At 62.4% G+C, this 23,802-nt stretch carries 19 protein-coding genes; 14 read left to right on the top strand and 5 right to left on the bottom strand.

The genetic code is table 11. The features are described 5' to 3' along the window. Positions 1–5: 5 nt before the first annotated feature. Both corA and VFJ08_RS03350 read right to left on the bottom strand, forming a co-directional pair. Entirely contained in the window at positions 6–959 is a 954-nt protein-coding gene (gene corA / locus VFJ08_RS03355; RefSeq protein WP_324995159.1) for a magnesium/cobalt transporter CorA, read from the bottom strand. Between the two features lie 84 nt (positions 960–1,043). Further along, positions 1,044–2,168: a glycerate kinase gene (locus VFJ08_RS03350; RefSeq protein WP_324995157.1), complete on the bottom strand. Its 1,125-nt coding sequence runs from the start codon at positions 2,166–2,168 to the stop codon at positions 1,044–1,046. A 94-nt stretch (positions 2,169–2,262) separates the two neighbouring features. Between VFJ08_RS03350 and VFJ08_RS03345 the strand changes: the two genes are divergently transcribed. Next, the gene (locus VFJ08_RS03345) at positions 2,263–2,784 is read left to right on the top strand and encodes a gamma-glutamylcyclotransferase family protein (RefSeq protein WP_324995155.1); all 522 of its coding nucleotides are present in this window, start codon (positions 2,263–2,265) and stop codon (positions 2,782–2,784) included. Here the strand turns inward: VFJ08_RS03345 and VFJ08_RS03340 are convergent. From VFJ08_RS03340 to VFJ08_RS03330, 3 genes are all read right to left on the bottom strand, one after another. Continuing rightward, positions 2,765–3,781 (bottom strand): glycosyltransferase family 9 protein, encoded by a 1,017-nt coding sequence (locus VFJ08_RS03340; RefSeq protein ID WP_324995152.1) that lies wholly within the window; start codon positions 3,779–3,781, stop codon positions 2,765–2,767. The genes VFJ08_RS03345 and VFJ08_RS03340 overlap by 20 nt on opposite strands. A gap of 241 nt (positions 3,782–4,022) precedes the next feature. Next, positions 4,023–5,336, bottom strand: coding sequence for a HAMP domain-containing sensor histidine kinase (locus VFJ08_RS03335; protein WP_324995150.1), 1,314 nt, complete (start codon positions 5,334–5,336; stop codon positions 4,023–4,025). Then, the gene (locus VFJ08_RS03330; RefSeq protein ID WP_324995148.1) at positions 5,326–6,006 is read right to left on the bottom strand and encodes a response regulator transcription factor; all 681 of its coding nucleotides are present in this window, start codon (positions 6,004–6,006) and stop codon (positions 5,326–5,328) included. Before VFJ08_RS03330 ends, VFJ08_RS03335 begins: the two co-directional genes overlap by 11 nt. Positions 6,007–6,228: 222 nt before the next feature. Between VFJ08_RS03330 and VFJ08_RS03325 the strand changes: the two genes are divergently transcribed. The 13 genes from VFJ08_RS03325 to VFJ08_RS03265 all read left to right on the top strand — a co-directional run bounded on the left by VFJ08_RS03325 (position 6,229) and on the right by VFJ08_RS03265 (position 23,699). After that, on the top strand, positions 6,229–7,614 hold the full coding sequence (locus VFJ08_RS03325; protein ID WP_324995146.1) for a DUF945 family protein: 1,386 nt from the start codon (positions 6,229–6,231) through the stop codon (positions 7,612–7,614). Positions 7,615–7,753: 139 nt separating this feature from the next. Continuing rightward, positions 7,754–9,670, top strand: a complete 1,917-nt coding sequence (mnmG, locus tag VFJ08_RS03320) for a tRNA uridine-5-carboxymethylaminomethyl(34) synthesis enzyme MnmG (RefSeq protein ID WP_324995144.1) — start codon at positions 7,754–7,756, stop codon at positions 9,668–9,670. Positions 9,671–9,776: 106 nt separating this feature from the next. Then, entirely contained in the window at positions 9,777–11,423 is a 1,647-nt protein-coding gene (locus VFJ08_RS03315) for a peptide ABC transporter substrate-binding protein (protein ID WP_324995143.1), read from the top strand. Next, entirely contained in the window at positions 11,424–12,338 is a 915-nt protein-coding gene (locus VFJ08_RS03310) for an ABC transporter permease subunit (RefSeq protein ID WP_324995141.1), read from the top strand. Further along, positions 12,338–13,285, top strand: coding sequence for an ABC transporter permease subunit (locus VFJ08_RS03305; RefSeq protein ID WP_324995138.1), 948 nt, complete (start codon positions 12,338–12,340; stop codon positions 13,283–13,285). Before VFJ08_RS03310 ends, VFJ08_RS03305 begins: the two co-directional genes overlap by 1 nt. Then, positions 13,285–14,136 (top strand): ABC transporter ATP-binding protein, encoded by an 852-nt coding sequence (locus VFJ08_RS03300; RefSeq protein ID WP_324995136.1) that lies wholly within the window; start codon positions 13,285–13,287, stop codon positions 14,134–14,136. Before VFJ08_RS03305 ends, VFJ08_RS03300 begins: the two co-directional genes overlap by 1 nt. Positions 14,137–14,266: 130 nt before the next feature. After that, on the top strand, positions 14,267–15,715 hold the full coding sequence (locus tag VFJ08_RS03295) for a phospholipase D-like domain-containing protein (protein ID WP_324995134.1): 1,449 nt from the start codon (positions 14,267–14,269) through the stop codon (positions 15,713–15,715). Positions 15,716–15,866: 151 nt separating this feature from the next. Continuing rightward, positions 15,867–16,889, top strand: a complete 1,023-nt coding sequence (locus VFJ08_RS03290; protein ID WP_324995132.1) for a glycosyltransferase family 2 protein — start codon at positions 15,867–15,869, stop codon at positions 16,887–16,889. A gap of 107 nt (positions 16,890–16,996) precedes the next feature. Further along, positions 16,997–18,007 (top strand): UDP-glucuronic acid decarboxylase family protein, encoded by a 1,011-nt coding sequence (locus tag VFJ08_RS03285; protein ID WP_324995130.1) that lies wholly within the window; start codon positions 16,997–16,999, stop codon positions 18,005–18,007. A 4-nt stretch (positions 18,008–18,011) separates the two neighbouring features. After that, complete coding sequence (locus tag VFJ08_RS03280) at positions 18,012–19,001, top strand: glycosyltransferase family 2 protein (protein ID WP_324995128.1); 990 nt, start codon at positions 18,012–18,014, stop codon at positions 18,999–19,001. Between the two features lie 4 nt (positions 19,002–19,005). Continuing rightward, entirely contained in the window at positions 19,006–20,049 is a 1,044-nt protein-coding gene (locus VFJ08_RS03275) for a glycosyltransferase (RefSeq protein ID WP_324995126.1), read from the top strand. Positions 20,050–20,179: 130 nt separating this feature from the next. Continuing rightward, positions 20,180–22,090: a hypothetical protein gene (locus VFJ08_RS03270; RefSeq protein WP_324995124.1), complete on the top strand. Its 1,911-nt coding sequence runs from the start codon at positions 20,180–20,182 to the stop codon at positions 22,088–22,090. Positions 22,091–22,166: 76 nt separating this feature from the next. Continuing rightward, entirely contained in the window at positions 22,167–23,699 is a 1,533-nt protein-coding gene (locus VFJ08_RS03265; protein ID WP_324995122.1) for a DUF1593 domain-containing protein, read from the top strand. Positions 23,700–23,802: the final 103 nt, after the last annotated feature.

Genomic DNA, 23,802 nt, shown 5'->3' with positions numbered 1-23,802 from the left:
CGTGCCTATAGCCAGTTCCGGTACTTGAAATACAGGTACGGCGCGATGCCGGCGGCGATCATCAGCCCGATCGCCAGCGGATAACCGTACTGCCACGACAACTCCGGCATATGTTGGAAGTTCATGCCGTAGATGCTGGCCACCAGCGTCGGCGGCAGAAAGACCACCGCCGCGATCGAGAAGATCTTGATGATCTTGCTCTGTTCGAGATTGATGAAGCTGACCGTGGAGTCCATCAGAAAGTTGATCTTGTCGAATAAAAACGTGATGTGACTCATCAGCGTTTCCACATCGGACAGGATCTCGCGCGCGGTCTCGCGCTCGGGGGCGCGGGCCGGCAGATGGCGCAGCACGAACGAGATCGAGCGCTGGGTGTCCATCAGGCACAGCCTGATCTTGCCACAGGAGTCCTCGAGCTTGGCCAGCGCGTCGATGGCCGCCTCGTAGTCGGCATCCTCGTCTTCCAGCACGCTGTGGCTGACCTCTTGCAGGTCGAGATGGATGTCTTCGACCGTATCGGCGAGATTCTCGACCTTCTGATCGAAAATGGTCACCAGCAGTGATTCCGGGGAGTCGGCTTCCACCTGGCCGGCCCGCGCCCGCATCCGCAGCAGTCGGAAATCGGCCAGATCCTCGTCGCGCAGCGTGATCAGCCGCTCGGGCTGTAGGATGAACGCCACCGTTTCGGTATCGTGCCGGCCCTCGCTCTGCGACAGAAACAGCGAATGCACGTGGATGCCGTCGGCGTCGACGAAAGAGCGCGCCGAGGCTTCGATCTCCTCGACGTCTTCGTCCTCGGGCAGTTCGTCGGTGAGAAAACGCGCCAGTTCGGCGCGCTCGGCATCGTCGGCCTCCAGCGCATCGATCCAGCCGGCCCGGGCCAGCCGCTCGGCCGTAGCCGTGTCCGGCGCGCGATTTTCGACAATACGGCCGTGGTCGATGGCAAAGCTGCGCAGCATGGCCAAGTCTCCGATCGGTGGGGCGAGCGCGGCCAATGATAGGCCAGCGCCGGCGCGCTGTCGCCCGCAAGGTGCGGCCGACGGTCACAGCCGGGCGATCACCGTGTTCAACTCGCGTCCGATCTCGAACAGCCAGCGCGCCGGTTCGGCGATCGCGGCCTCGACGCTGCCGGCGCGTTCGACGAGCGTGTACGTGCCGGCGAAATGCCGCGCCAGATCGGCGCGGGCATCGTCGGCGATGGCGCCGCAGACCAGCAGCGTCGGGGTCGGTGCCGCGGCTTTCGCGACCGCCAGCGGCAGCTTACCGGACAGCGTCTGACGATCCGAGCGCCCCTCGCCGGTAATCACGCAGGCCGCGCTGCTCATGCGCCGGGCAAGGCCGGTCATTTCGAGCGCGGCTTCGGCCCCGGATTCCAGCCGGCCGCCGACCAGCGCCAGCGCAAAACCCAGGCCGCCGGCCGCGCCGCTGCCGGGCCATAGGGTCTTGGCGCGCGCGCCGGTGGCCTCGGCCAGGTGTTCGAAGGCGGCTTCGACTGCGGCGATATCGTCCTCGGTCAGGCCCTTCTGCGGGCCGTAGATCCGGCTGGCGCCGGATTCGCCGAGCAGGGGATTATCCACGTCGCAGAGCACGCGGATATGCGCCCCGGCCAGCCTGGAATCCAGCCCCGACAGGTCGAGCCGGGCCAACGACAACAGCCCGTTCATGCTCGGCGTGAGCCGGTTGCCGGGGTTATCGTAAGCCACGGCGCCGAGCGCCACCAGCATGCCCAAACCGGCGTCGTTGCAGGCGCTGCCGCCCAGGCCGACCGCGATCTCGGTGGCGCCGGAATCCAGGGCGTCGGCGATCAGCGTACCCAGCGCATAGCTGCTGCGCTCGGCCAGCGGCGGCGCGCCGCCCATCGCCTCGATCAGCGGCAGGCCGAGCACGGCGGCCGATTCGAGCACCGCCGGGCCATCGGCCATCGCGTACCAAGGCGCATCGAGGCAACGGCCGTGAACGCCGACCAGCGTGACGTTTTGCCAGTGCCCGTCGCAGGTGGTGGCCACCGCGTCGAGCAGCCCTTCGCCGCCGTCGGCCATCGGCGCGATCTCGGTCGTCGGCGGATGGTCGTGCTCGGCCAGCCCGTGCGCGATCGCCCGGGCGACGTCGACCGCCGACAGGCTGCCCTTGAAACTGTCCGGGGCGATCACGACGCTGTGCTCGGCCATGCCTCGTCCTTTCGCCGCTGTTCGGCCGTTGGTGTAGGGTTTGCGGCCATGTTACGGCATCGGCCGGCCGTCGGCTCGGCCCGAGTTCCTTGTTATGTACTACTTCGCTTACGGTTCCAACATGTGCACCGCGCGCCTGGCCCGGCGCGTGCCGAGCGTGGCCCCGATCGGGCCGGCCTGGCTCGACGGCCATCGGCTGCGCTGGCATTTGATCGGCAACGACGGCTCGGGGAAATGCAACGTCGTCGAGACCGGCAATCCGGAAGACCGGGTGCACGGCGTGCTGTTCGAACTGGATGCGGCGCGTCTGGAGGCGCTGCACGCGGCCGAGGGCCCGGCCTACGATTTTCTTGAACTCGCCACCGGCCACGCCGAGGGTCCGCTGCCCGCGGCGATCTACCGCGGGCGCCCCGCATGGCTGGACGACACGCTGATGCCGTTCGACTGGTATCGCGATTTCGTGGTCGGCGGCGCCGCCGAGCATGGTTTGCCCGAGGATTGGATCGCCGGCTTGGCCGAAGTCGCGGTAGCGGCCGATCCGGACCGTCGCCGGGCGGCCGAAAACCGCCTGATCCTGGATGGGGCTCCCGTCAACGTCACGATCTCAACCCGCTGATCTTATTATTTTTTTCGGCGCGGGGCGACAAGCGCCGGGCCAGCCGGGCGGCCACGTCCTCCGGGGTCAGCGCATCGCCTTCGACGGTTTCGCAGTCCTGGCCGAGCGGGGCATAGTCGCTGGGCAGGGTGGTGCGGAACAGACCGATCACCGGCGTACCGGAAGCGGCCGCGAGATGCATGGGCCCGCTGTCGGCGGCCACGAACTGATCCAGGCGCGACATCAGCGCGGCCAGTTCGGTAAGCGGTTCGATCGCGACATGCGCGATTTCCGGCACCACCGGCTCGGCGTCGGCGCCGGGCAGGATTTCCAGCAGCACCGCTTGTGGCACGGCCCGCCGCACCTCGAGGATCCAGGCCTGCCACCAATGTCGCGGCAGCGCCTTGCGCCCGGTGGCCCGGCTGAAGAAACCGATGACTGGCGCCGTGGTGGCGTGTTCGCCCAGCGTCGCGCGCCAGTGCCGGTCGGCGGCGGCGCGGTCGTTCTCGTCGGGGAATACGGCGAGCGTGTCGAAAGTTTCCACCGGCGGTTCGGCAATGGCGCCGGCCAGCAGTTCGACCGCCTGCAGCGCTTGATGCCGGCTTTTCGGCTTGCCGGCGGCGTGGGTCAGCGGCAGCCACTGGTCGGTCTTGGCGAAGCCCATGCGCTGGCGCGCGGCGATCAGGGCGACGCCGATCCGGTTGCTCGCGGAGTTGCCGGTGGGGTCGATCGCCAGATCGTAGCGCTCGGCGCGTAGCGCGTGCAGCGTGCGCAGCGTGGCCAGCAGGCGGTTCTCCTGGATCCAGATCCGGCCGATGCCGGGCAGACTCTGCAACAGCTTCGCCTGAGCCGGGCTCTGGATGAGCACGTCGATGCGCGCCTCCGGCAGGGTCGCGGCGAGACTGCGCAGCATCGGGGTCAGAAACAGGATGTTGCCGAGACGCTTGTTCAGGCGCACCACGAGAATCCGGCGGGTGTCCGGCGCGAGCGGGCGGCGGTGCGCTTTGGGTGTGCCCATGAGCCGCGCCAGCAGCCGGTTGAAACGACGTCGGTTGTTTCGACGCCACCGTTTTGCGGCGGCGCCAAAGTCCCGGGATTGTGCTGGGCGCTTTTTACTCACGGCGGGTTTCGGCTTGCGAAAGACGTAGCATGCCGAGCGCCATCTGCACACGCTGTCAGCAATACATCAAGCCGAGGTTAAACCGGAACGCGCCGGCCGTCGATCACGGCCGGCGCCTAGCCGGGAGCCGGGCATTCTCTCAAATCAACTGCAGCTCGATGCGCGTGCCTTCCTCGGGCCGGCTGGCCAGGCGTATCCGCCAGCGATAGCGATCGGCCACGCGCTTGACCAGATACAGGCCGAGCCCGAGGCCGGCGCCGGGCCCGGATCGGTAGCCGCGCACGAAGGCATGCTGGAGTGCGTCGGTGGTCATGCCGTCGCCGTTGTCGGCGACCGTCAAACGCCCATCGGCCAGCGTGACGCGGATCTCGTTACCGCCGTGGCGCAGGGCGTTGCGCAACAGGTTGCCGAAGGCGATGACGAGCGCGATCCGCGGCGCGCCGATCTCGCAGGCATCGAGCGTGCTGATCTCGACCGTCTTGCGGGCCATCAGCGGCCGGTAGGCGTCGACGATTTCGGCGATCACCCGGTCGGCCCGGCAGCGCGGCGCGGCGCCGTCGGCCTCGGCCTGTTCATCGCGGGCCAGGAACAGCAGCGCCTCGATCAGTTCGGCCATTTGGTGCGAGGCGCGGTCGATCCGGGTCAGCGGCCCGCTACCGGCAAGCTGCGGGTTCTGTTGCAGAACTTCGACCGCGCCCTGGATCACGGCCAGCGGCGTGCGCAATTCGTGGCTGGCGTCGGCGGTGAAGCTGCGTTCGCGTTCGACGAATTCCTCCAGCCGGCTCATGAAACGGTCGAAGGCATGGGCGATGACGCCGACTTCGTAATGCTCGAACTGCTCGGCCAGCCGGGTCGAGCGGCCGCCGGGCTCCAGGCCGGCCACGTGCTCGGCCAGGGCATTGACGGGTCTGAGGCTGATACGGGCGATCCAGGCGCCCAGCGGCACCGCCAGCGCGAGCACCAGCAGGGCGGCCACGATGGCAATCCACTTGAACAGCGACTCGCGCGCTTCGATCGCGGTGATGTCGTAGGCTAGATAAGCCTGTTTATCGCGCCCGATGCGGTGCGTGCCGACACGATAGGTGTGGCCGTGAAAATTGACCGTAAGGCCCTCGACATCGGGGCCGAGCCCGCGCAGCGGGGCGGGCAGCTCGTCGCGCTGGCCGGGGCCGATGACATAGCCGGTGAGGTTGGCCGAATGCGGGATGGCGCGCGTGCCCTGAACCGGGTAGTCGTTCACCAGTTCGCCCATCTCGTTGGCCAGGATCGCATCCAGCAGGTCGGCCTTGAGCCGGCCGTTGATGGTGAACAAGGCCAGCATGACGGTGCTGACCACGATCGCGACGAATAGCGCAAGCGCGGCCGCGACCCGGAACTGAAGGCTGTCCCGGGGGGCGCGTACGATCCGTCCGAGGCGCTGTAGGGCTAGGCCCTGGTATTTTCTATGTCGCATCCGGATCGATCAGGCGATAGCCCATTGTGGGCACCGTCTGCAGCATGGCGCTGGCGAAGGGCTTGTCGATCGCCGCGCGCAGCGCGTGGATGTGCGTGCGCAGCGCCTCGGAATCCGGTGGATGATCGCCCCAGATCGCGGCTTCGAGCTCGGCGCGCCGCACCAGCTTGGGCGAGGCCCGCAGCAGCACCTCCAGCAGACGCAGCGCGGTCGGGGTGAGGGTGAGCAGCTGGTCTTCGCGCTCGGCCTGCCAGGTATCGAGGTTGAGGCTGAGCTGGCCGATCGTGATCTGGTGCGTGCTGCGCCGCGGCCCGCGATTGCCGAGCGCGGCCAGCCGCGCTTCCAGTTCGAGTAGCGAGAACGGCTTGATCAGATAATCGTCGGCCCCGGAAGCGAAGCCGGCGAGCTTGTCGTCGATCGTGTCGCGCGCGGTGAGCATGAGGATCGGCGTCTGCTTGTCCGCTTCGCCGCGCAGGCGTTCGCACAGCGCCAGCCCGTCGATGCCCGGCAGCATCAGATCGAGCACAATCGCATCGAAGCTTTCCACCACCGCCAGATGCAGCCCGGTCACGCCGTCGCTGGCGCTATCCACGACATGCCCCCGGGCCGAGAGGAATTCGATGATATTGGCCGCTAGGTCTTCGTTGTCCTCAATGACAAGTATGCGCATGGGCGGGTTCCAACGTGGTTGCGCTGATTCTAGGAGACTGTCGGACTCAAGGCCAATCTATGGCGCCGGCCGGCAAAGGCGCCGTGCCGGGCCGTTCGATGGTTGCCGGCACGCGTCGTGTGAAACGCCGACAAGCTCTAATAATATGACAGGCATGATCGATTCACGGCCACGATATCGAATCCGGCGGGCGGGGCGTGCGAACGCCGCCGTGGGGCTGTCGTGCGGTTTCTGATCAAGACGCTGATCTGGGGCGTGGTGGTGCTCGCGCTGCTCTGCGTGGCGGCGCCCTACGGCGTGGGCTGGCTGGTGGCCGCGCGCTTCGATCGCGTGGTGGCGCACTTGTCGGTGCCCGGTTATCTGCAGGTCGTAAGCCGCGATTTCGATCGCGGCTGGTTCGTCTCCAGGGCCACGGTCGTGCTGCGCCCGAGCGGTCCGCTTTGTCGTACCCGACCCTGTCCGGTGATCACGCTCGACAGCCGTATCGATCACGGACCGCTGGCCTGGGGCGCCGCCGACGCTTCGCTCGTGCCGGTGCTCGCGGTGGTCACGACCCATGCCGATCTCACTTCGCTCTGGCCGCGCTACGTGTTTTCGCCCGCGCCCGATCCATTGACCATCACCTCGCGCATCCGGCTGAACAGCCGTGGCCAGGCGTGGCTGAGGCTCGACGGCGCGAGCTTCGACGTATCCCGCCAACACCCGGTGGCGCACGTAAAAACGGCGGCCGTGACGGGCGCTCTGCAATCCGGGCTGCTGGCGCGCCGAATCGACGGCCTGCGGCTGGACTGGCCCTCGTTCTCGCTCGTGCGCCAGTCGGGCGGCCATCTGGCCTGGCGCAATGTTCATTTCCGGGCCCAGTCGGCGGCCGGCGGCGCGCTCGCGAACCGACACTTCAGCGCCGACTCGATCACGCTCGATAACGGCAGCGGCCACGCCACCCGACTGACCCATGTCGATCTCACCATGCGGCGCCCGCAACCGAAAACCACAGCGGTTGCGCTCAATATCGAAAAACTGGTGCTGCCCGACAACAGCCAGGGCACTTTCATCCTTGAGGCGCGTCAGCGCGGCATGAACCCGCTGGCCTGGGCGACGTTGCCCGGGCGCTGGAGCGCGCTCGGCGGCCGGCCGGGCGGCGCGCTCAACGCGCCCAAGCTGTATCGCGATATCGTGCCCGAACTGCTGCCGGGCGGTTCGCGCATACAAATCGATCGTTTCGAGCTGGCCATGCGCGACGGCGCCATCCGGGCCCGCGGGCATATCCAGGCGCCGCCGCATTATCGGCGCACGGATACGGCGGTCGGCCTGCTGTCGCAGTTGCAGGGCCGGCTGCGGTTGTCGCTGCCGCGTCCGATTCTGCGCCGGTTGACCGCCTATATGCTCGGCGTGGCCGATACGGGCGATCCGCAAGCGGCCATCGATGCGCGTATCGATGCAGGGGTTCGCGAACTCGTGGCCCGTGACTTGATTGCGCCGGTGGATGACGGTAAGCGCTATCGTATACAGATCGTGCTCGAGGACGGCCGGATGCGCATCAACGGCCGCGATCGGCCCGGGTGGAAAGTGTTGGTCGATCAATTACAGGCGGCTGCCCAGGGTCTTTAAGAAATGTTCAAGGGTCCTGGTACCAGGCGTTATAATTGTGCGTCTTTTTTCGCCCGGCGCCGATTGTTTTAAATAACGACAGCCGGCGGCCCATTCGATCAGCAATGCCCGCGCAGGGCACGAATCGTTGAGACAGGTTATGTCCCAGAGCCAGACCCAGTTCGACGTCATCGTGGTCGGCGGCGGCCATGCCGGCACCGAGGCGGCGACCGCGGCCGCGCGGGCCGGATCGCGCACGCTGCTGCTGACCGACAACATCGAGACCATCGGCCAGATGTCCTGCAATCCGGCGATCGGCGGTATCGGCAAGGGCCATTTGGTGCGCGAGATCGACGCGCTCGGCGGCGTGATGGCGCACGCGGCCGATCGCGGCGGTATTCAATTTCGTCGCTTGAACGCCCGCAAGGGCCCGGCCGTTCGGGCCACGCGGGCCCAGGCCGATCGCGCGCTGTACAAGGCCGCGGTACGGGCAATGGTCGAAAACCAGCCGAACCTGCATCTGTTCCAGCAGTCGGTGGCCGATCTGGTCGTCGAGGGCGGCCGGGTCGTGGGCGTGACGACCGCCATGGGGCTGGCATTTCGTGCGCCGGCCGTGGTGCTGACCGTCGGCACCTTTCTGGGCGGCACGATCCATATCGGCGAGAAGCGCTTCGGCGGCGGCCGGGCCGGCGACGCGCCGTCCAACGCGCTGGCTGCGCGCCTGCGCGCGCTCGATCTGCCGGTCGGCCGCCTCAAGACCGGCACGCCGCCCAGAATCGACGCCAAGTCGATCGACTATGCGCGGCTGGCCGAGCAGCCGGGCGACGACCCGGCGCCGGTGTTTTCATTCATGGGCAGCCAAGCCGAGCACCCGCGCCAGATTCCCTGCCATATCACCTACACCAACACGCGCACGCACGACATCATCCGTGAGCGCCTGCACGAATCGGCGATCTATTCCGGCGCGATCGACTCGGCCGGACCGCGCTACTGTCCGTCGATCGAGGACAAGATCGTGCGCTTCGCCGACAAGGAGGCCCACCAGATATTCATCGAGCCCGAAGGATTGGCCACGGCCGAGGTCTACCCCAACGGCATCTCGACCAGCTTGTCGTTCGAAACCCAGCTCGCGCTGGTGCGCAGCATCGAGGGTTTCGAGAGCGCGCACATCACGCGTCCGGGTTATGCCATCGAATACGATTACTTCGATCCCCGGGCGCTGAATTACAGCCTGGAAACGAAAGCGATACCGGGGCTGTATTTCGCCGGCCAGATCAACGGCACCACCGGCTACGAGGAAGCCGCGGCCCAGGGGCTGCTGGCCGGCATCAACGCCGCGCGCGCCGCGGCCGGCGAGCCCGCCTGGTGGCCGGGCCGCCACGAGGCCTACATCGGCGTGCTGGTCGACGATCTGATCACGCGCGGCACGATCGAGCCCTATCGTATGTTTACCTCTAGGGCCGAACATCGTCTGCTGCTGCGCGAGGACAACGCCGACGCGCGCCTGACGCCGGCCGGCCGCGATCTCGGCCTGGTCGACGATGCGCGATGGTCGGCCTTTACGGCCAAACGCGACGCGATTGTCGCCGAACAGTCGCGTCTGGCGGCGATCACCATCAAGCCGTGTGATCTCGGCGGAGATCGAGGCGAGGCGCTGCTGGGCAGCGCGCTCGGCCAAGCCACGCCGGCCCGCGATCTGCTCAAGCGCCCGGGCATCGGGCACGCCGATTTGGCCGCGCTGGCCGCGATCGGGCCCGCAAACACCGGCGCGCTGTCGGCCGAGGCATCGGCCGCGGTCGGCGAACAGGTCGAGATCCAGGCCAAGTACGCCGGCTATATCGCCCGTCAGGCCGACGAGATCAAGCGCGCGGCGGCGCACGAGGCTACGGCGCTGCCGGCGGATATCGATTACGCCGCAGTCAGTGGCTTGTCCAACGAGTTGACCGACAAGCTCGAGGCCGCCCGCCCGGCGACCATCGGCCAGGCCGCGCGTATCCCGGGCATGACGCCGGCGGCGATATCCTTATTGCTGGTTCACCTCAAGAAAACCGGCGCTAAACTTGCCAAGAGCGCTTAGCCGTACGTAAGACGGCGTTTGGTCCGTGGTCTACGGTATTCGTTTTCTGCGGTAGTCTGGTTGGCTTCGGGGATCAGAGTAGGCTCTTAGGGTTCAAAGGGGTTTCATGCGCCGAGTCCGCGTTATCTGCGTGCTGTTGCCGGTCTGCCTCTGGCTGGCCGGCTGCGGTGGCGACCCGGGCTTTCCCAACCGTATCCAACCCGCGATCGGCCCCGACGGCATTACCACGCTGCGCAAGGGTAACGGCGCCGAGCCCCAGACCCTGGACCCGGCCAAGGCGACCGGGGTGCCGGCGGCCAATATCCTGCGCGATCTGTACGAGGGCCTGGTGATCTACGCGCCGGACGGGCACGTGATCCCCGGTGACGCCAAGTCGTGGCGGATCAGCGCCGACGGCAAGACTTACACCTTTCATCTGCGCAAAAACGCCAAGTGGTCCAACGGCGCGCCGGTGACCGCGCAAGACTACGTCTTCAGCCTACGCCGGGCGGTGGCCCCTAGCACGGCTTCGCCGTATGCCGATATTCATGCGCCGATCGTCAACGCCACGGCCATCATCGACGGCAAAAAGCCCCCGGCCAGCCTGGGGGTCGCGGCGCTCGATGCGCATACGCTGCAAATCAAGCTGCACGCGCCGACGCCGTTTTTTCTCAAGACGCTGGCCCATTCCAGCAGCGATCCGGTGTATCCGCCGGCGGTGAAAAAATGGGGCGATGCGTTCACCCAGCCGCAGCACGCGGTGACCAACGGCGCCTACGAGCTGGTGAGCTGGCGGGTCAACGACAAGATCGTGCTGAGGCGCAATCCTCATTATTGGGACAACGAGGATACGGCAATCGACCGCGTCGAGTACTATCCAATCACCGATGCCAACTCCGAGCTGGCACGCTATCAGGCCGGGGGGCTGGATTGGACTTCCGGCGTTCCCACGGCCAAGCTCGATACGGTCAAAAAGCATATTCCGGGGCAATACCATGCCGTGCCCACGTTGTCGGTGTTTTATTTCGGCCTCAACGTGACCCGGCCGCCGTTCCAGGGCAGGCGCAAGCTGCGCATGGCGCTGTCGATGGCGCTTGACCGCGAGATTATTACCGACAAGATTCTGCGCGGCAACGAGATTCCGGCCTATAGCTGGGTGCCGACCGCCCTTCAAGGCTACCGGAGCGTGCGCTACGCATGGGCCGGCCTGTCGGATAAGGCGCGCAAGGCAAGGGCCCGTAAGCTTTATCATGAAGCGGGCTATTCCGAAGAGCATCCGCTCAAGGCCAACCTGTTATATGTTTCCGGCGAAGGCGGCAAGCGCATGGCGATCGTGGCCGCGGCGATGTGGCGCAAGGTGCTCGGCGCCGAGATCAACACCCGCAGCCAGGAGTGGAAGGTGTACCTGCAGACCATCCATAGCCGGCGCAACACCCAGATCTTTTACGTCGGTTGGATCGGCGACTACGAGGACCCGAACACCTTTTTCTCGATCATGAAGACCCACTCGGCCCAGAACGAGTCGGGCTATCACAGCGCCGTTTACGACCGCGCGGTCTCGGCGTCCCAGCACATGCCCAGCGGACCCAAACGCACCCGGCTGATGCACGTTGCCGAAGCGACACTGCTGCACGACAGTCCGATCATCCCGCTGTATTTCGGTAGCGCCCACCATTTGATCAAGCCGTATGTGAAGGGTTTTGTCGGCAACCCGCTGGGGGCCTACTACAGCAAGGATATGAATATCGTGCCGGCGAGTGCGGGCGGGCGCTGAATGTTGGTTTATATCGCCCGTCGTCTGCTGGGCGCGATCCCCACGCTGTTCATCCTGTTGACCCTGTCGTTCGTGCTCGTGCATTCGGCGCCGGGCAGCCCGTTTTCCAACGCGCGGCGGATACCGCCGCAGGTCCGCGCCGAGTTGGAGGCGAAATATCACCTCGACGAGCCGTTGATCGAGCAGTACGGCCGTTATTTGTACAACATCGCGCATTTCGATTTCGGGCCGTCGTATCGCTACCAGGACACGAGCGTCAACGAGCTGATCGCCACCGGCTTTCCGGTCTCCGCGACCATCGGCGGCTTCGCGCTGGTCATCGCGCTACTCATCGGCGTGCCGCTGGGCCTGTTCGCGGCCGTGCGCCAGAATAGGGTGGCCGATTACGCGACCACCAGCGGCGCCTTGCTGGGGATATCCGTCCCCAGCTTCGTGCTTGCGCCGTTGATGATCCTGGCCTTTGCAGTCTACCGCGATTGGCTGCCGGCCGGCGGCCTGGGCGGTTGGCAAAGCTACGTCATGCCGGTGGCCGCACTGGCGCTGGCGTTCATCGCCTATGTCGTGCGCCTGACCCGGGCATCGACGATCGAGGTTCTGCGCTCGGACTATATTCGCACCGCCTGGGCCAAGGGCCTGTCGGCGCCACGGGTGTTTTTCGTGCACGTATTGCCGGCGGCGATCCTGCCGATCGTGTCGTTTCTGGGGCCCGCAGCGGCGGCGATTCTGACCGGCTCGGTGGTCATCGAGCAGATCTTCGGCATCCCGGGGTTGGGGCGGTTTTTCGTCAACGGCGCGCTGAATCGTGACTACACGCTGGTGCTCGGTATCGTCATTTTCTACGGCATCATCATCATCGGCTTCAATCTGGTCGTGGATATCCTCTACGGCTGGCTCGACCCGCGGGTGAGTTACTGATGGCGGCCAAAAAGCAAGGCAGGCTGGCGGCTGCGGTAGCCGATCACAGCCGTGGCTGGTCATTATTTGCCCGCAAGCGAGACAAGTTGGAGGCGGCCGCCGGCCGCAGCCTCGGCCGCGACGCTTGGCGGCGATTGCAGGCCAACAAGGCGGCGATGGCCTCGATCGCGGTGCTGGTGCTGATCGTGATCGCGGTGATCATCGGCCCGTGGCTGTCCCCGAACAACTATTTCAGCCAGGACTACAACCAGATCTGGACGCCGCCCACGCTCGCCCACGGTCATATTTTCGGCACCGACAGCGTCGGCCGCGACCTGTTCGTGCGCACCATGATCGGCGGGCGGATTTCGCTGCTGGTCGGGATCGTGGCGACCATCGTCAGCCTGTTGATCGGCGTGGCCTATGGCGCGACCGCCGGCTTTGCCGGCGGGCGGGTGGACGGCTTGATGATGCGCACCGTCGATATCCTCTATGCCTTGCCGTTCATGTTTTTCGTCATCCTGCTGGTGGTGTTCTTCGGCCAGAATCTGTTTTTGATGTTCGCGGCGATCGGCGCGGTGAGCTGGCTGGACATGGCGCGCATCGTGCGCGGCCAGACGCTGACCATCAAGCAGCAACCCTATATCGAGGCCGCGCGCATGGCCGGCGCTTCCGGGCCGGCGATCGTCATCCGCCACGTGGTGCCCAATCTGCTGGGGCTGGTGATCGTCTACGTCACGCTGACCATCCCGCAGGTGATCCTGTTCGGGTCGTTTTTGAGCTATCTGGGGCTGGGCGTGCAGGAGCCGTTGACCTCCTGGGGCGCGCTGATCAACGACGGCACCGGCGAAATGGGCCGTGCGCCGTGGCTGTTGTTCATCCCGTCGCTGTTTCTGGCGGTGACGCTGTTCTGCTTCAACTTCATCGGCGACGGGCTGCGCGACGCGCTGGACCCCAAAGACCGCTAATGTTGCTTGAAATCAAGAATTTAAACGTTGGCTTCAGCACCCCGGACGGCGAAATTAAAGCCGTGCGCGGGCTGGACTTGGCGCTGGAGCGTGGCGAGGCGCTGGGGATCGTCGGCGAATCCGGCTCGGGCAAGAGCCAGAGCGTGCTCGCACTGATGGGCCTGCTCGCGGCCAACGCCCGGGTGTCCGGCAGCGCGAAGCTCGCCGGTCAAGGTAGCCAGAAAGACGGCCAAAAAGATGGCCAGAAAGATGGCCAGAAAGATGGCCAGAACGGCGCCATCGAGCTGATCGGCGCCGACGCACGGACCTTGCGCCGCGTGCGCGGGGCGCGGATCGCCATGATCTTCCAGGACCCGATGACCGCGCTGAACCCGCATCTCAGGGTCGCCACCCAGATGGTCGAGACCCTACGCGCGCACCGCGGCCTGCGCCGGCGCGCGGCGATGAAAACCGCGATCGAGATGCTGGAGGCGGTCCGTATTCCCGATGCGTCCCGCCGCATCAAGTATTACCCGCACCAGTTTTCCGGCGGTATGCGCCAGCGCGTGATGATCGCCATGGCGCTGTCCTGCGAGCCCGAACTGCTGATCGCCGACGAGCCCACCACCGCGCTGGACGTCACCGTGCAGGACGAAATACTGGAGTTGATCGCCGAACTGCGACGACGCACGCATACGGCCCTGCTGCTGATCACCCACGATCTCGGCGTGGTCGCCGGCACCTGCGACCGCGCGCTGGTCATGCGCGACGGCGGATGCGTCGAACGCGGCCCGGTCGAGCGCATCTTCGAGGCCCCGGAGACCGATTACACCCGCACCCTGCTCGCCGCCGTGCCGCGACTGGACGGGTAGGGCATTAAAGCCTTGTTACACTCCCGGTCAGGCCGCGGCGTGGCGGTGAGCGCAGGGCGAGCGGTGATGCGATGATCTGTGGACAGTCGACGGCGATGCGCCGGCCGCCGGTTCGGCCGGTGGGTTTTTCATGAGTCCGGCGCACGCGCTGTTCGCCGTGATCGAGTTTTGGCTGCCGATCGCAATCATCGCCGGCAGCGGTATCGCGGCCGCGGCGCACGCATTGTTGACCCGCGAGACGCCGAGCAGCGCTTTCGGCTGGATCGGTGTTTCGCTGCTGTTCCCGCCGCTCGGCCCGCTGTTGTACTACATGTTCGGCGTCAATCGCGTGCGGATTCGCGCCCAGAGGCTGGATCGGGCGTCGCGCCACGGCCTGGGCGCGCATCGGCCGGGGGCGGATGCGGTGCTGCGCGACTACCGCGCCTTCATCAGTCAGCGTCGGCTGGGGCTTGCCGCCGCCGGCGACCGGCTGTCGGCCTGGCCAGTGGTCGGCGGCAACCGCATCGCGGTACTCAACAACGGCGACGAGGCGTATCCGCCGATGATCGAGGCGATCGAGGCGGCCATCGGTTTCGTCTATCTCACCACGTATATCTTCGAGACCAACCGGGTCGGCCGGCGCTTTATCGATGCACTGGCGCGGGCGGCCGATCGCGGTGTGGACGTGCGCGTGCTGATCGACGGCGTCGGCGAGTGGTATGCCTGGCCCGGCAAGCGGCCGGTGGGCGAACTCGAAGCCGCCGGCGTGGGGGTGGCGCGCTTTCTGCCGCCGCGGCTATGGCCGCCGTCACTGCGGCTGAATCTGCGCAATCACCGTAAGATTCTGGTTACCGATGCCGGCGTGGCGTTTACCGGCGGCATGAATATCGGCGACCGGCATTTCGTCTCCGGCACCGCCGGCATGGCGGATATGCATTTCCGGCTGGACGGGCCGATCGTGCGCCAGATCGAGGCCGTGTTCCTGTCGGACTGGGCGTTTGCCACCGGCGAGCAGACGGCCGTCAGCGCGTCCGAATTGCCGGAGTTCGGCCATGCGGCGTGTCGCACGATAGAGAACGGGCCGACCCACGACATCGAGCGTCTGAGCACGCTGCTGATGACCGCGGTCTCCAGTGCCTATGAGCGGGTACTCATCGTCACGCCGTATTTTCTGCCGGGGCCGGCGCTGGTCGGCGCCCTGCAGGCGGCCGCGCTGCGCGGCGTGGAAGTTTCGATCGTGCTGCCCGAGTACAACAATTTGCCGCCGGTGGCCTGGGCGGCGCGCCACGATCTCGGCGAGCTGGTCGGGCGCGGCGTCGACATTTATTTCCAGCCGCGGCCGTTCGCGCACACCAAGCTGTTCGTCATCGATCAGGGTTACGCGCTGGTCGGTTCGCCGAATATCGACCCGCGCAGCCTACGGCTGAACTTCGAGCTCGCGATCGAGCTGTTCCATGTCGAAACCGTGGCCACGCTGACCGCGCAGGTCATGGAAACCATCCGCCGCAGCCGGCGCTACACGCGACAGGAGTTCAAATCGCGGCGGCTGCCGACGCGGTTGCGCGATTCCTTCTTTTGGCTGTTTTCGCCTTATCTTTAGTGTGTCGGAATTCTTTACATAAATAGTAACCCTAAGATACAAATATATCGTAACTGTATATATTAGAAAGATAATAAATATCGGAATAGTAATTGCTTGCTATTTTTATAACCGTTGCCTTCGATGATCGGTATACGAGCGGGGTTATAAAATGACCACTGATCTAAATCGTGACTATCGAGTAGCTGTTCTAATTGTCACCCATGGACGTTCCGAGCGCCTGTCCTTGACGCTGCAAGCTCTGAAGTCGAGCGATTTAGGCGATATCCATGAGATTCTGGTGGTGGAAAACGGGGCCACCGAGGCGCAATCCGAGAGCGAGTGCCTGGGTTGGGGCGGCCCCATGCCGATCGATTACTGCGCGATCCGCGACTCTCGTAAGACACGCGCGCTCAACGTCGGCCTGGAACGAACCAAAGCCGATTTCGTCTGTTTTCTGGACGACGACGTGCGTGTCTATGAACACACGCTGGCGACTTATGTCGATGCGGCGAGACGCTACGGGCGCGGGTTTTTTTTCGGCGGACCCCACGATCCTGAAGGCGGCGCGCCGCCGCCGAACTGGCTGCGCCCGTTTCTGCCGGCCTCGGCGGTCGGGTTATCCGCGGGTGCGAGCGAGTATGTAGGCGACGATACGTTTCTTCTGGGTTTCAACTGGGCCGCATTCAAATCCGATATCCAGGCATGCGGCGGGTTTCCCGAATACCTTGGGCCGAACGCGCTTTATCCTTGCATGGGCGACGAGACGGCCATGCAAGAGCGGATGGTCGCCAAAGGCATGCATAGCGTCTATCTACCCAAGGCGCGATCGCGACATTACGTGCCCTCCGAACGCTGCTCCTACGCGTTCGCTGTAAAACGAGCCTATATCGGTGGCGTTACCAAAACGCTGGTAGACGAGCTGGAGGGCCATAAAAGCCGGCAAAAGCTACCGTCCAAATGGCGTTTCAATATATTGGCTCGGCTTTGGTTTAAAACGACCGTCGCGAAGCTTTCGGGGTATGACAAAAGCGAGCGCATAGCGGACGAATTGCAGAAGAACCATCAGTTGGGCGCTATTGTGGGCTACTGGGTTATTTTTCGGCATAGGCTGCGCTTTCACCACCAGGAGTCGCGGGCCTGTCAATATACGCTGACGCCAACCCATAACTTGGATTCAAGAAATTCGCAATAAAAAGACCGCAACGATGTTCCACATCGCGTTCGTTCCATCGGTGATGCTTATGAGCGTTTTGCTCGACACCATCGCCGCGTTCACGAACGCCCGGCCACAGATGCGATATGACAAGTCAACGTCACACTGGTTCAGGCAGAATTAACGAGGTTCTGCGCAAGCGAATCTTGGTTACCGGCGGCGCCGGGTTTATTGGATCTCACTTGTGCGAAAGGTTGCTGGCCGAGGGGCACGACGTGCTCTGCCTCGATAATTTCTATACCGGCCGGAAAGCCAATATCGCGCATCTCGTCGCCGATCCGTACTTTGAAATACTGCGGCATGACATCTGTTTCCCGCTTTATGTGGAGGTGGATGAAATATACAACTTGGCCTGCCCGGCTTCGCCGGTGCACTATCAACGAGATCCGGTTCAGACAACCAAAACGAGCGTGCACGGCGCTATCAACATGCTGGGTCTGGCCAAACGCACCGGCGCCAGAATATTGCAAGCCTCGACCAGCGAGGTATACGGCGACCCGGAGCGACACCCGCAAACCGAGGGTTACTGGGGGCATGTGAACCCGATCGGGAAGCGCTCTTGTTATGACGAGGGCAAGCGCTGCGCCGAAACTCTATTTCTCGATTATCGCCGCCAATACGGGCTGCCTATAAAAGTAGCCCGAATATTCAATACATATGGTCCACGCATGCACCCGTTCGATGGTCGCGTGGTTTCGAATTTCATCATGCAGGCGCTTCAAGGCCGGGACATCACGTTGTATGGCAGCGGCCAACAAACGCGCTCGTTTTGTTATGTCGACGATCTCGTGGACGGCCTGATGCGCCTGATGGCCGCGGCCGACGATGTCACCGGCCCAGTCAACCTGGGTAATCCCGCGGAGTTCACGATCGCGGAGCTCGCCGGTCAAGTGATCGACCATACCGGGAGCGCATCCAGATGCGTCACCGGGCCGCTGCCTGAGAATGATCCCAGGCGACGGTGCCCGGATATCTCGTTGGCCCGGAAGACGCTTGGCTGGGTTCCGCAAACCGATTTGGCTGTCGGACTGCCGCGTACCGTGGATTATTTTCGTTCGTTGATTCAGCAAGCGGCTGTCAACGACACGGCGGGCTAAAACCGTGGTAGCCGATCAAGCCACCCGAGTCGAGCTGTCTGTCATCGTGCCTTTGCATGAGGAAGAGGACAATGTCCATCCGTTATACGAGGCACTCACCCGTGCGGCTCGTGATCTTGCTCTCGACTACGAATTGTTATTCGTGGATGACGGTAGCCGCGATCGAACGTTCGAGTTGGCCGCCGATCTGGCCGCGTCCGACCGTCGCCTGCGGATCGTGAAGCTGAGAAGAAATTACGGTCAAACGCCGGCCATGGTGGCTGGTATAGAGCATGCTCGCGGTAGAGTTTTGGTCACGATGGACGGCGATCTTCAAAACGACCCGGATGATATCAAGTTTCTGATCGACAAGCTCGATGAAGGTTACGACATTGTCGTCGGCTGGCGGCACCAACGCCACGATCGGTTATGGACAAGAAAGCTCCCGTCCCGGCTCGCCAACTGGCTTATCGGCAAGGTGACGGGTGTGCCCATCAAGGATAACGGTTGTTCACTCAAGGCATACCGTAGCGAGGTAATCAAGCATGTGCCGTTGTATTCCGACATGCACCGGTTTATTCCGGCGATGGCATCGGTTACCGGGGCGCGCATAGCGCAGTTGAAGGTCCGTCATCATGCGCGTCGGTTTGGCGTATCCAAGTACGGTCTCTTGCGAACGTATAGGGTTTTGCTCGATCTCTTTGCGGTGAAAACCGTGATGTCTTTCGCGGAAAGGCCGCTGTGGTGGTTCAGCATGCTGGCTTGGCCGGCGCTGGTGATCAGCCTGGTCGCGACGATCGCGTTCGTTCGGGGGATCTTTCTCGAGTTGGAGTCGACCGTGGTTATGGCGGGTATCGCTTTGTTGTTTGGATGCACGGCAATATTCGCCGTGCTCGGCGGCATTATGGGCGAAATGATTTATAAAACCGGCAATCTAAGACTGGATAAGCTTGCATTGATTACCGCCACCCGGCCGCAGGCTCATGGCAATGACCGACGCAAGCCGAGGAGCTGACCCCATGTCGGAAACACTTGTAAACGACGAGCGTCGAAATCGATTCAGTCAGCGCCGGACCATGCGGCAGACAGAAGCAGTCGCCGGAGAGCATCCCGAGGAAAGAAGGTCCAAGCCCGCCGTCGACGTCTCGGTCATCATTCCTGTGAGCGAACGCTACGACAACGTCCGTGAGGTCTATAACGCCTACAAGGCCGACCTGGATCGGACGAGCTACGCTTACGAGATCATCTACGTTCTGGATGGTGCGTATGCCGACGTGTTGGCCGAGTTGCGGCAACTATTGAGCGAAGGTGAGCCGCTTAAAATAATTCGCTTTACCCGTGCATTCGGCGAGTCCACGGCCCTGACCGCCGGATTCGCCAATTCCGATGGGCCGATACTCGTAACGTTGCCCGCCTACCATCAGGTCGAACCGGGGTCTGTCGCCCGGCTCTTGAATGCGCTGGCCGATAACGACATGGTCGTCGGGCGAAGATGGCCACGCACGGATTCGGGCTTCAACCGTTTTCAGACGCGGCTGTTTTATCGGGTGCAGAAAATGATAACCGGCCACGAGCTGCACGATTTGGGCTGCGGCGTCCGTGGCTTCAAGCGGCAGGTTGCCGATGAAGTATCGATATACGGCGACCAGCACCGCTTCCTGCCGATCATTGCCCAGCGCTGGGGGTTCAAGGTCAAGGAGCTGGATTTGCCCCAGTCGCCGAAGGACGCCTATCGCCGGGTGTATCGGCCCGGGGTCTATCTGCGACGGTTGCTTGATTTGCTCACGGTGTTTTTCTTAAGCAAGTTCACCAAGAAACCGCTACGATTCTTTGGCCTTATCGGTAGCGGGATTGCATTTATCGGCGCGATCATCCTGGTATGGCTGACGATCGAACGGCTGTTCCTGAGCGTGGCGCTGGCCGATCGTCCGGCCTTGCTGGCGGGCTCCTTGCTCGTGGTCGTCGGCATCCAGATTTTTGGTCTGGGTCTGCTGGCCGAATTGATTATTTTCACCCACGCCAAGGACCTCAAGGAATATACCGTCGAGGAAGTTATCAACTGACCGCCCAAAGGTATGTTCGTGGTTCGCGTCGAAAACAGCCGATCTTTCGGCTGTTTTGTTGCCACATTAATAGCGCGCGAGGGGAAATGAGTTGCACGCTGTGAACTACCATCGGACGCTCATTGGCTGCATGTGGATCGCCGTAGCTTTTGGAGCGTACGCCAGGCTTCGTGGGTTGGGCACTTGGCCATGGGCCGAGGATGAGTATTTTGTTGCTCAGTCGGTCGAGAATATTCTTCGGCACGGCATCCCTGCTTTTGACTGCGGCGGCTACTACATGCGGGGCTTGACTCTGCAGTATCTTATTGCTCCGCTCTTCGCGCTGGGTATAAAGCCGGAGTTTGCGGCGCGGCTGGTACCGGTGGCGTTCAGCTTTGCGTTGCTTCCAGCCGTTTATCTCCTCGGTAAACGGCTGTCGGGTGTGACGGTTGCCTGCGTTAGCGTCGGACTATTAAGCATCTCGCTCTGGGAAATTGAATTCGCGCGTTTTGCGCGTATGTACGTTCCGTTCCAGGCAGTTTTTCTCTGGTATTTGCTGGCGTTGCACCGCGTGGTTGTCGATGGCAGAAGCACCGCCTATGGTTGGCTGTGGCTGCTGTCCGTGCTCGGCGTTTTCACGTGGGCGGGTGGGTTTTTCTTGCTGGTGGTGAATTTCCTGCCGAGCCTAATCGAGCGCGCGCCAGGACGAGTTCGCCATCTGGCTGTAAGCGCGGGCCTATTGCTGCTCGGATACTGGTATAGCAGCTTAAACTTTCGGTTCATGGGAGACCAGCCGCCCTTGCCTCCCGATGTGCCGGTAGAAGTCGACGGATCATCGTTTATCATTCCGCCGCTGCTCGCGCCTACTCTGCCATCCCACCCGGCATGGATAATAGGCGCCTTGGCGATACTCTTGGTTTCTCTAGCTGCGGCCTTTCAGCTAGCGCGCATATCCCCTACCGCGCGCAATGGCTTTGCGTGGCTCGTTTTGATCGCTTTATCGCTGCTCAATTTGTTCGGCTGTGTATTGATTGGCTTGATCCTGGCCGTTTTGCTCGGGTGGATCGACATACGCCGTATTTCGCGCCGGGTTATGCTGATTGCTCTGCCGCCAATCGCCGTAAATTTTTTATTCTGGTTAGCTTACGCGTTTTTTACCGATGACTGGTATAGGTTGTTTCCCGGCTTCGGGCCGGGCGGCGAGCTGAGCAAGTTGGCGGTCGTATTGTTCAAATATCCGAACGTGTTCGATCAGATACTTGATCCATGGCTTACCGCGATTCCAGCGCTGACGGTCGCGCTGGCTGGGTTAATTGCGCTCGCCGGCTGTCGGGCGGTTTGGTGTAGAGATGAAAGCCAGTACATGATTAGCTTGCGGCTGATGCTGACAGTCGCCTTGATCATGATGGCACTGGTGGGTGTCGTGGAAACTAAATATGTTGAAACGCGCTACACTTTTTTTCTTCTGCCGTTATTTTATCTAGTCGCGATCACGGCCGTTTATACGCTATTGGCTCGTTCGATCCGAAGTCGTCCGAAGCGTGGTTTGGCGTTGGGCGCCGCTCTGCTCGCGCTGGTCGTAACGACCGAGGATTTTGGCTGGGCGCATTTGATACATATCGACACAGCAAACTGGAATTATCGTTTGTCCTTAAATCAAGCGCTGTCGGACCACTATTACCCAAGATGGGATTATCGTTCGCCGGCCCAATATGTGAATCAGCGAGCCCACGCTAACGATGTAATTATTGTCGCCTCTCAAGCTGTTGCATATTACTTAAAGCGGACGGACTATGTGTACTGGGATTTCCGGTGGGGGGAATTCGCGTCGTTTTCATGTAATAAAGGTCAGCAAGAGCGATGGTCGGGCAGCCGTCTCTTGTATCGGCTTAAAGACTTGTCAAAAGTTATTCGGCAAGCGCAGGGAAATGTATGGTTAATTGTTAAACTAAGCTGGGCTTATCCTAAGACAAAGGAGTTTAGCCGCCAATATTCGGAGCAACTGGTTTATCGTGGCCGCGCCGGGCATCTCGGAGTCTATAAAATTAGCGGCTCACGCTGAACTCCATGACGTCGCCGGTGGCTGGGACGCTGCTGTTGCGGGATCCGCTAGACATCACGAACGTATCGAGGATGTCGTGAAACGTTATTGGAAACAGCCCATGGTCTGTCGTGAGTTTTTAATTCGTAGCCTAGTTGTCCTGGCCGTCGTTATCGCGGGCGTGTTGACGAGCAGTGTTTCAGCTAAAGCAATGGATAAGGTCGGGCTCGACCCAGGCTCGAAACCGCGGCTCATGGTGCTGACCGATATCAGCAGTATCAAAGCCGGCGTGCGCGAGGCGGACGACGCGCAGTCGATGATACGGCTTATGTTGTACTCGAACGAGTTCGATATTGAAGGGCTTATTGCTTCATCGTCGCTACAACACGGTCATGTCGTCAGGCCGGGCAACATTCGCGCGATCGTGGATGCCTACGGAAAAGATTGGCCGAATCTCGTGCAGAATAATGAAAACTATCCCAACCCCGATCAGCTACGACAGGTGATCAAGAGCGGCCAGCCGAACGCCGACGAAGACATGCCGGTGTATCAAAGCATCGGCCGGGGAAAAAGCACGCCGGCCTCGAAGTGGATCATCCGCATGGTGGACAAGCCGGACGCCCGCCCGCTGTGGATCACGATCTGGGGCGGTTCGGCCGATCTTGCCCAAGCTCTCTGGAAGGTCAGAAACACACGAAGCCGCGACGAAGTGGAAAACTTCGTCAGCAAGATACGAGTCATAGCGAGCGGCGATCAGGATTCGACCGGGCCCTGGATCAAATCGCATTTCCCCGACTTGTTTTATGCGACGCGAAGCGAAGGCGGGCGAGGAATATACCGCGGCGGTAATCAGCGACTGGTCAGTTCCGCGTGGGGGCAAAATAATATCAAAGGGCACGGGGCGCTAGGCGCCATCTATCCGGATTATAGGGGGGGGGATATCTGGTCGTACAAACTCGGTAAGGTCCGGGGGATCAAGAGCGGCGATTCAGCCACTTTCATGGGGCTGATCCGTAACGGGCTCAATATACGGGGTCATCTGAACTGGGAAAACTGGGGCGGGCGTTTGATGCAGGATGCGAATAATCCGCATCGTTATCATGACGCCATCGATGCGGTGGGCGACTATAAAACAGATGTTTCGCCCTATTTGGCCGCGGTTTATCGCTGGCGACCGGCTTTTCAAGCGGACTACGCGGCACGCTTCGACTGGTGTATCAAGTCATATGCTGAGGCCAATCATGCGCCCATCGGCAACAACAGCGTAACTTATATTCAAGACATAACATCCGGCCAGACCATAAAACTACGGAGTGGAGACTGGCGCGATCCGGATGGCAACAGGCTAATCTTTCGTTGGCAGGTGCTCGAGGAAGAAAGCACTTATCCCGGAGATATAGCGATTTTTACACAGTATCCGCAGCCCGGACAGCGTTTCCCCAACTGGCGAAATACAGCGCGCGACGTCAAGCAGGCGAAGACGGAAAAGCAATATTCGCGAACAGCTCACTTGAATGCGCCCGTCGTCGATCGTCGACGATCCGTGCACGTGCTTTTAACGGTAACGGATACCGGGTATCCCGCGCTGTCTTCTTATAAACGATTTAATTTAATAATTCATCCGAAGTAGGCCTTTACTAGCCGTTATAATGATGTAACGATAGCCAATAAGAAAAAGAGAAAGTCCGCAAATAAACGAGCTATGCTCAATCGTGGTGTATAAGCGAATTTGA

It is taken from the genome of Salinisphaera sp. (genome assembly GCF_035690525.1).
Classification (GTDB): Bacteria; Pseudomonadota; Gammaproteobacteria; order Nevskiales; family Salinisphaeraceae; genus Salinisphaera.
The sequence above is the reverse complement of the archived record's forward strand: the minus strand, read 5'-3'. Positions and strand labels throughout refer to the sequence as shown.

Excerpts from the sequence above, each read along its gene's own strand:
- VFJ08_RS03305 (WP_324995138.1), top strand. The coding sequence starts at position 12,338 with ATGGCGGCCAAAAAGCAAGGCAGGCTGGCGGCTGCGGTAGCCGATCAC.
- corA (WP_324995159.1), bottom strand. The coding sequence starts at position 959 with ATGCTGCGCAGCTTTGCCATCGACCACGGCCGTATTGTCGAAAATCGC.
- VFJ08_RS03330 (WP_324995148.1), bottom strand. The coding sequence starts at position 6,006 with ATGCGCATACTTGTCATTGAGGACAACGAAGACCTAGCGGCCAATATC.
- VFJ08_RS03310 (WP_324995141.1), top strand. The coding sequence starts at position 11,424 with ATGTTGGTTTATATCGCCCGTCGTCTGCTGGGCGCGATCCCCACGCTG.
- VFJ08_RS03275 (WP_324995126.1), top strand. The coding sequence starts at position 19,006 with ATGTCGGAAACACTTGTAAACGACGAGCGTCGAAATCGATTCAGTCAG.
- mnmG (WP_324995144.1), top strand. The coding sequence starts at position 7,754 with ATGTCCCAGAGCCAGACCCAGTTCGACGTCATCGTGGTCGGCGGCGGC.
- VFJ08_RS03295 (WP_324995134.1), top strand. The coding sequence starts at position 14,267 with ATGAGTCCGGCGCACGCGCTGTTCGCCGTGATCGAGTTTTGGCTGCCG.
- VFJ08_RS03300 (WP_324995136.1), top strand. The coding sequence starts at position 13,285 with ATGTTGCTTGAAATCAAGAATTTAAACGTTGGCTTCAGCACCCCGGAC.
- VFJ08_RS03290 (WP_324995132.1), top strand. The coding sequence starts at position 15,867 with ATGACCACTGATCTAAATCGTGACTATCGAGTAGCTGTTCTAATTGTC.
- VFJ08_RS03345 (WP_324995155.1), top strand. The coding sequence starts at position 2,263 with ATGTACTACTTCGCTTACGGTTCCAACATGTGCACCGCGCGCCTGGCC.
- VFJ08_RS03350 (WP_324995157.1), bottom strand. The coding sequence starts at position 2,168 with ATGGCCGAGCACAGCGTCGTGATCGCCCCGGACAGTTTCAAGGGCAGC.
- VFJ08_RS03285 (WP_324995130.1), top strand. The coding sequence starts at position 16,997 with ATGACAAGTCAACGTCACACTGGTTCAGGCAGAATTAACGAGGTTCTG.
- VFJ08_RS03315 (WP_324995143.1), top strand. The coding sequence starts at position 9,777 with ATGCGCCGAGTCCGCGTTATCTGCGTGCTGTTGCCGGTCTGCCTCTGG.
- VFJ08_RS03340 (WP_324995152.1), bottom strand. The coding sequence starts at position 3,781 with ATGGGCACACCCAAAGCGCACCGCCGCCCGCTCGCGCCGGACACCCGC.
- VFJ08_RS03270 (WP_324995124.1), top strand. The coding sequence starts at position 20,180 with ATGTGGATCGCCGTAGCTTTTGGAGCGTACGCCAGGCTTCGTGGGTTG.
- VFJ08_RS03335 (WP_324995150.1), bottom strand. The coding sequence starts at position 5,336 with ATGCGACATAGAAAATACCAGGGCCTAGCCCTACAGCGCCTCGGACGG.